General features: G+C 44.4%; 7 protein-coding genes. All 7 read right to left on the bottom strand.

The features are described 5' to 3' along the window. Positions 1–81 precede the first annotated feature (81 nt). The 7 genes from Vsou_RS13255 to Vsou_RS13225 all read right to left on the bottom strand — a co-directional run bounded on the left by Vsou_RS13255 (position 82) and on the right by Vsou_RS13225 (position 6,257). The gene (locus Vsou_RS13255; RefSeq protein ID WP_188603404.1) at positions 82–573 is read right to left on the bottom strand and encodes a hypothetical protein; all 492 of its coding nucleotides are present in this window, start codon (positions 571–573) and stop codon (positions 82–84) included. A gap of 25 nt (positions 574–598) precedes the next feature. After that, a complete protein-coding gene (locus Vsou_RS13250; protein WP_188603403.1) occupies positions 599–1,837 on the bottom strand; it encodes a glycoside hydrolase family 57 protein in 1,239 nt (412 codons plus the stop codon). Positions 1,838–1,843: 6 nt separating this feature from the next. Then, a complete protein-coding gene (locus Vsou_RS13245) occupies positions 1,844–2,386 on the bottom strand; it encodes a hypothetical protein (RefSeq protein ID WP_188603402.1) in 543 nt (180 codons plus the stop codon). A 98-nt stretch (positions 2,387–2,484) separates the two neighbouring features. After that, positions 2,485–2,943: a riboflavin synthase gene (gene ribC / locus Vsou_RS13240; protein ID WP_188603401.1), complete on the bottom strand. Its 459-nt coding sequence runs from the start codon at positions 2,941–2,943 to the stop codon at positions 2,485–2,487. Positions 2,944–3,016: 73 nt separating this feature from the next. Continuing rightward, positions 3,017–3,931, bottom strand: coding sequence for a hypothetical protein (locus Vsou_RS13235; RefSeq protein ID WP_188603400.1), 915 nt, complete (start codon positions 3,929–3,931; stop codon positions 3,017–3,019). Continuing rightward, on the bottom strand, positions 3,931–4,812 hold the full coding sequence (locus Vsou_RS13230) for a PD-(D/E)XK nuclease family protein (RefSeq protein ID WP_229709833.1): 882 nt from the start codon (positions 4,810–4,812) through the stop codon (positions 3,931–3,933). Before Vsou_RS13230 ends, Vsou_RS13235 begins: the two co-directional genes overlap by 1 nt. A 122-nt stretch (positions 4,813–4,934) precedes the next feature. Beyond that, positions 4,935–6,257 (bottom strand): RNA-guided endonuclease InsQ/TnpB family protein, encoded by a 1,323-nt coding sequence (locus Vsou_RS13225; RefSeq protein ID WP_349293703.1) that lies wholly within the window; start codon positions 6,255–6,257, stop codon positions 4,935–4,937. Between the last annotated feature and the right edge of the window lie 363 nt (positions 6,258–6,620).

Genomic DNA, 6,620 nt, shown 5'->3' with positions numbered 1-6,620 from the left:
TTACTATTTCTAGTTGAGAGAGGTAAAAAATAGTTTTTGGTTACTATAGAAGGAAAGACCTAGTGCAAGCTGAAACTTTCACTAAACCTTCACAAAGGACCTAGGCCCAACGTAAATACCAAACCAACTACCCAAGCCCTCAATAACAATGGCGCAATCAGTATCACCCCTATACACGGCATGAAAACCAAAATTCCTAACCAAGGTAATTACAGCCCTTTCACACTCATCATTACCAATCAACGATCCTCGTAACCTACACCTCACAATAAACGCCCTACACCCGTGATTAATATTATCACGGACATGCCCAAGCAAGTCACTAAGTACGTTATAATTTCCCTCAGTGATTATGGGAACTACCGAAGTCAATACACTATCGGATATGGGTGAATTAATTAGGAGATTGGCTATTTGCCTTGGATCCTTCATTGACTCCACAATGAGGACCCCCCTAAACTCAGTTGGATTCACCTTAACGTTCTGATCAAAGAAAAACAAGTAATCCTTAATGTCCTGCCTTAGGTAATACTCGAAGGATAACTTGACAGTGATTAGCACCTTACCAGTCATACATTACCCCGTTTTATAACTACGGTCACTTCCTCATAATACTGGAACGATTTTTGTACATACCTCCCCTACTGATCGTCATGTTTGCTAGTGCGCATGGTAATCCAATGGCTACGTCCTCTATCGTTTTAAAGGCGGTAAGTGCCGAGTCATATGGGTTGAAATAACTATGCACCTCACCACTAGGTCCATGTTTCATGGACATGTAATAATAATGATCACTGGTTAGTAAATGCCTCCAGATCTTCTCGAGACCATAGGCACTCATTAACTCCCTTAGTGATGCCACGTGGTTGAGCGCGATCCTTTGGAGTTCATTGCCCTGCCACGCACTGTCATCCTTCTCCACATCAGCCCAAGAGATAATTGATGGAATATCAATATAATCAACGGGGTCCTCGTTAACCAAGGTTGATGGGTGAATGAAAGACACATCAGACCTACGTGCCTCCTTGGGAAGCCACTCAAGGAAGTTAAATATGCCGCTCTCACGCCAGTGATGTTCACCGAATGTCTCAAAATCAAGCCCAATTAATACGAAATCACCCGGGGTAGCCCTAATCCATGCCATGTACTTATCCGCGGTTAATGGCCATTGATCCCAAGACCTATTGCTAAACCTGAATCCGATGTCGTCAGACAACCTGTAATGCCTAAGCAGTAGCCTTACTCTGGAATTGGGCGCACCATAAACATAGGTGGGGCTTCTCCAACCAAGCACCCAATCAACACCCTCAGTAAGTACCACAGACGCTCCAGCCTTCTCCATAAGCTCTCCCCAATCATTCCTATACAGGAACTCTGTGTTCTCGAAGGTAATAGGTACCTTACCAAACAATGATTTGTTCACTTCAACGTGTTGCCTTAACTCATCAATGAACAAATCCCCACTAATGAATGACGCCAGTGAGTGATGGTAAGGTTCGGCAATCAACTCAACAATGCCACTCTTCACTAACCCCCTCAGTAGTTCAATAACATCGGGTTTCCACATCATTAACTGCTCAATTAATGATCCAGACATAGATATTGCGGCTCTAAACCCCTCATTTCCCAATTGTCTCATCAATTCCAGCGTCGGTATATAGGACTTCTCCGAAACTCTATTCAGTACCTCCCTATTTACTTCGTCATTAAAGATCGTGGAGCTAATAACCGATTCATCAACCTCACTGCCCCTCAACCCACATAGTTTATCAAGCACAGCATTTCTCAACCTCCTTGGTTGATGCATCTCCAGGAACAATACTAATCTCCTAACCATTACTAATCACCCCTCAAACCATTGATACATACTAACCAGTCTCCTAAGGTCCTGCTCAACCCCCAACTTAGCATTACCCAAGAACCTCAATAACTCATCAATGGAACCATCACTTAGCTTTCTCCTTTCCTTAATTACATTTAGGAACCTCGAAACAACATCGAGGTTTATGAGTAGGTCTATCACGGACTTACCATAAATTGACTCCTTGGGCTCTCCACAGGTCATCACGAACTCCTCTGAGGATTTTAGCCTCTCACCGCTCATTAACTTAATCAACAACTTCATAGAGCCATCACTGGAGGTTAGGCTCACGCTTGCTCTATTTATACTAAGCTTCGTACCAACACCAATTGTTAAAACCTGGTACCACCCCGTCTCCCTGTCCATGCTAACATCCTCATTTATACTTAAACCAGGGCATTTTTCTCCATACTTAATGACGTATTCAGAGACCAACGGGTTCTGCCTTTCCTTAATGCTTATTAGCACATTGCTACTGATCAGCTTCCCAAAGATACCCTTGATTAGATCAATAGCTGTACTCACAATGTCGATTACACACATAATATTAATAAAGCTTTTACCCAGATATAAACCCAGCATTAGAATGATCGAGTTACCATCGTGCACAGCATCTTAAATAATTACATTATTGGGCCAGCGTCAGGTCGTCCCTGCCTAAGCCCCATGCCGGCCCACTTCGTTAACTCACCCCTGAGCATTAGTATTAGGTTTCTCGCGTGTTTCCTCGTCCTATCCACGGCTATGTTGAATAGTTCCCCCTCGTTATTGGCCTCGTCCTCATGAATCGTTACATCCACTATTGGCTTGTCATACTCTATTTGAAGCATTATTAAACCCATTGACGTTACAGCATACGTGATCTTATCCGTCAGGCTAGGCCCTATCCAACCAAGCACCATCACTGCGTCAACACCCTTATTAATCAATTGCTTGGCCGCCCAGGGAGTATTCTTGAAACCAGGCACTGTTATTCTCTCTATTATTACCGAGGGCTCATTATTCCTAAGTTCCTCAATTGCGTACTTAGCCATATCAACCCGGGCGAATGTAGTGTCAACAATACCCACTCTCACTGTCATTACAAGCAGGGTAGTGATGCGCTTTATAACAATTTACGTTGAGGGTAACACCGTAAATAGTTTAATGGATTAGTTAATGCTCAATCTCAAGAAATCTCTTAATGTTTAGCCTATCTACGGACTCATCAATAGTGCCCACGGTGCATGTTGATGAACCATGCCTATAAAGGACCTTCTCGCCATTACTGCCAACGATCCTAATTACCAAGGTACCATCCCTACCACATATTGGGCATTTACCAACAGCCACCCTAACCCACGTTCTTCCCTGTTCACGTGCCCAACTGGCAACCCTCTTTAGATAATCCCTAATGGCTTCCCTATCTGTTGTGCTGGGCGGCACTAGTTTATTTTCATCATGGGCTTCCTGTGCATTGGTTGGCTGCATGAATATGGAATTGTAGATCTCATTGACTATTTTCGAGGTCTCACTGGGTAATACGATCTCATCACCCAGGTTACTGAATGGGCAAATATTCCTTAGTGGACATATATTGCAATTTATTGTCTTAACCCTGACCTCCCTATTCCTTAGTGAGTCAATGACGGCATTAAGTAGTTCCTTGCCCCACTCGGGCTTGATCGTTATTGATAATCCCTCCTCGATATCACCATCGACGTTTTTAGATAGGTAGTGAAGTTGAATTTCTGAACTCAATAACGCAGCCGCCAGTAAGGCCTCGATTACGTGGGACTTAATGTTCTCCTTGAGCAGCATTAACTTGGGTAGTATTAATGCATCACCGCACCTGAATAGTCTTGGTAACTCCAGGGTGAGATTCTCAAGCCTAACCACATGTTTTTCTGTGGTACACATGGTTAAGACCCTTGGTAAGTACTCGGTATATGCTTCATCCATTATACTGACATCCCTCCTCAATGATAGTAATGAGCATTTAGATATTGAGGTTGCAAAGTGGAGGTCCTCCTTCTTCTGCATCCTGCTGAGTAAGTAATTTGCAAGATCAGTTATTTCGTCAAGGCTCATCAGCCAATCACCTTAACCCCAGCCTTCGAGACCTCATGCTTAACATAATCAAGGTAATTATCAAGTAATTCCTTACCTGGTAGCAGGACCTCATGCGGGTTCTTAGTCCTCATTATGCAAATATCCCTAAACCTACATACCTTGCATGATGTTGTCTTGGCAACTAAAGCACCTATGTCACCGCCCTCCACAGCCTTAACCCAAAGCTTGAAGGCATAAATGACTGGATAACCAACCTCTGGTATTACCTCAATGGGCACTATGTTACGTAGCACGCCGTCACTAAGCACTATGTAGAGTACGTAGGTGTTTTTATTACCAGCCGCTGAGTAGAAGCCTGCCTGAATTAAGTCGTGGAATAACCTAGCCTTCGTCACCCTACCCATTATCGTCTTGAACTCCAGGTAATAATTACCGCAGTCTAGGTCTGGCTTTCCCCTCATCGTCCAGGAGTTATGCGTATACATAACCTCCACGCCCTCTATGCATTTATTACCAAGCCTGTCCTTTATCTCGGCTACGGCGAGGTTATGGATCATCTTACCCAGTAGATGCATTGTTACGTCGCCCCAATCAATACTTGGATTCTTACCAGTCAGGTAGTAACTGGGTATTAGGGCGCATTGCGTGAATAAACCCACTGGCACATTGCCTGGGCTTATCTTAACCATTGACTCCTTTATCTCATTGAAAATGATCCTACTTAAACCAACTTCCTTGTTAATCGCGTCAGTAACCTCCTTTATTATGCTCGTTAATGAATATCCCTCCTTTACCAATTTCGTTGTTTCCTCAATTATGTTCTTCAATTCTTCAGGTTTTTGACTCATGCTTGATAGGATGAGAAGACCCTTTTTATAGCTAACTCTCGATGACCTCATCGATGGACACGTCATGCACAGTCCATTGCCGCGAACCACACCCCCTCGGCACATTACTGAGTTGCCGCAGATAAGACAACTGACCTCTTCCCCGCCCTGAAGGGCGGGGGTTCCCCGAGGTCTCAGGGGTTACACCCCTTTATGGGTGCTACTCCGTTATGGAGGACTAGGAAAGACAATGGTTTTTTGACCGTTAACACTACTTTACCGATGGCCTTCTTAAGGATGTTCAAGGCACCGTTTAAGTCACTGTGCAATCTGTGACCAAACGGACAGCCTACTACTCCTCTAGGGTGTCTCTTCACCTCCACGTTGTGATAGGGGCAAGTCCTTGAGGTATTGTATTCAACAACCTCAAACACCTTCATACCGTATTCCTGAGCCTTCAGCTCGATGGCTTCCATTAGTTTACGATAAGACCATAAATTCACCGTTAACTTGCTACCCTTATCCTGTACAATGCCGAACGGATAACCCAAGTAGATTGTTGACACGCCAAGCTCATGCAGCGTCTTAACAAGATGGGATGCTAGGTTTCTGTACAAGTGCAGTAACCTCCTGTATAGTTTCTTGAATAGTCTCCTTTTCTCTCTTGACAACACCTCGTATGCTTCAAGTTCACCGATATTCTTAGTTTTGTCCGCCATCGATTGTACCTCAGCAATCCTCTTCTGTAGGTAGAAGTAGTCCTCCTTAGCCCTCACGCCCCTGTAGAGCAACCATGTGCCGTCCTCAACTACTACACTTGCCAAAACGTTGATACCTAGATCGATAGAGGCGACTTTGTTACCTTTCGGTGCTTCAACTTGAATTGATTTTCTTTCTCCCTTCACAATATACTTACTCTTCTTGCCAGTTTTTGTTTCCTCTACACCAACCTCAACTGGTATATGAGCATACCAGCGGTTAGTTGCCTCATCGTATATGATCTCTAACCTACCTTGTTTACCATACCACTTCAACCTACCTACAAACTCTATTTCCATGTGGAAGTCCTTGAGGATAATAACACGTCTTGTTTCGTCAACTTCATAACGGTCTTGTCTAACCACTAGAATTAACTTTCTCCTCTTAGTCTCGCTGTCCTTCCAATATTTAGGTGGTGAGACGTGAGTCATACGAGGGGGTAGTTTTTTCTGTTTCTTCAGCTTCAGCAGAGAGAAGAACGAACTCCACGCTTCATTATTCTTCTGCAATACGGCCTGTGCATTAACGCCTAGAACCCCCTTGTACTTCTCGTAATACTTATTCCATGTTCCCCTTAGATCTACTTTTCCTTCGTGGAAGAATTGCTGTCTTCTTTCATAATTTAACTCGTTAAAGAGCTTAGCACATTCGTTGGCTAGTCTTCTTAGCTTTCTTTCTTGGAAACCGTTCGGTAGGAGACGAACCACATTAGTCCTTCTGTTTGAGTACTCAACCTCGTAGGCACCCTCCCCTGGTATTGCGGGAGAAGTCGGCTCCCGCTCCCCATCCTCAAGGAGTTGACCAAGGGAGGGTGCCGCAAAAGGACGCGTCGTAGAAGCTTAAAAAACTTTTTACCCCGCCATAAATGGCGAGGTTTGTCCTCTATTTTATCAACTCACGCAGAGTCGGGAATGTGGAGATCACAAAGCCCTGGATGGACGTGAGGAAGTAGGTTTAGGGAGACCATCTACGAGGCTGACCTGGCCGAGAGGTTTCTCCAGAATGGGCGGCTGAGTGGTGCCGCTGGTAGGGCCTGTCAGGCCGTTAATACTTGGCTGGTCTAGCCGTTGATCATAGGGATGAATTAGCAAAGCATTACCCAGGCACCAGGAGGTTGGGGT

This window comes from Vulcanisaeta souniana JCM 11219, assembly GCF_026000775.1.
Classification (GTDB): domain Archaea; phylum Thermoproteota; class Thermoprotei; order Thermoproteales; family Thermocladiaceae; genus Vulcanisaeta; species Vulcanisaeta souniana.
The sequence above is the reverse complement of the archived record's forward strand: the minus strand, read 5'-3'. Positions and strand labels throughout refer to the sequence as shown.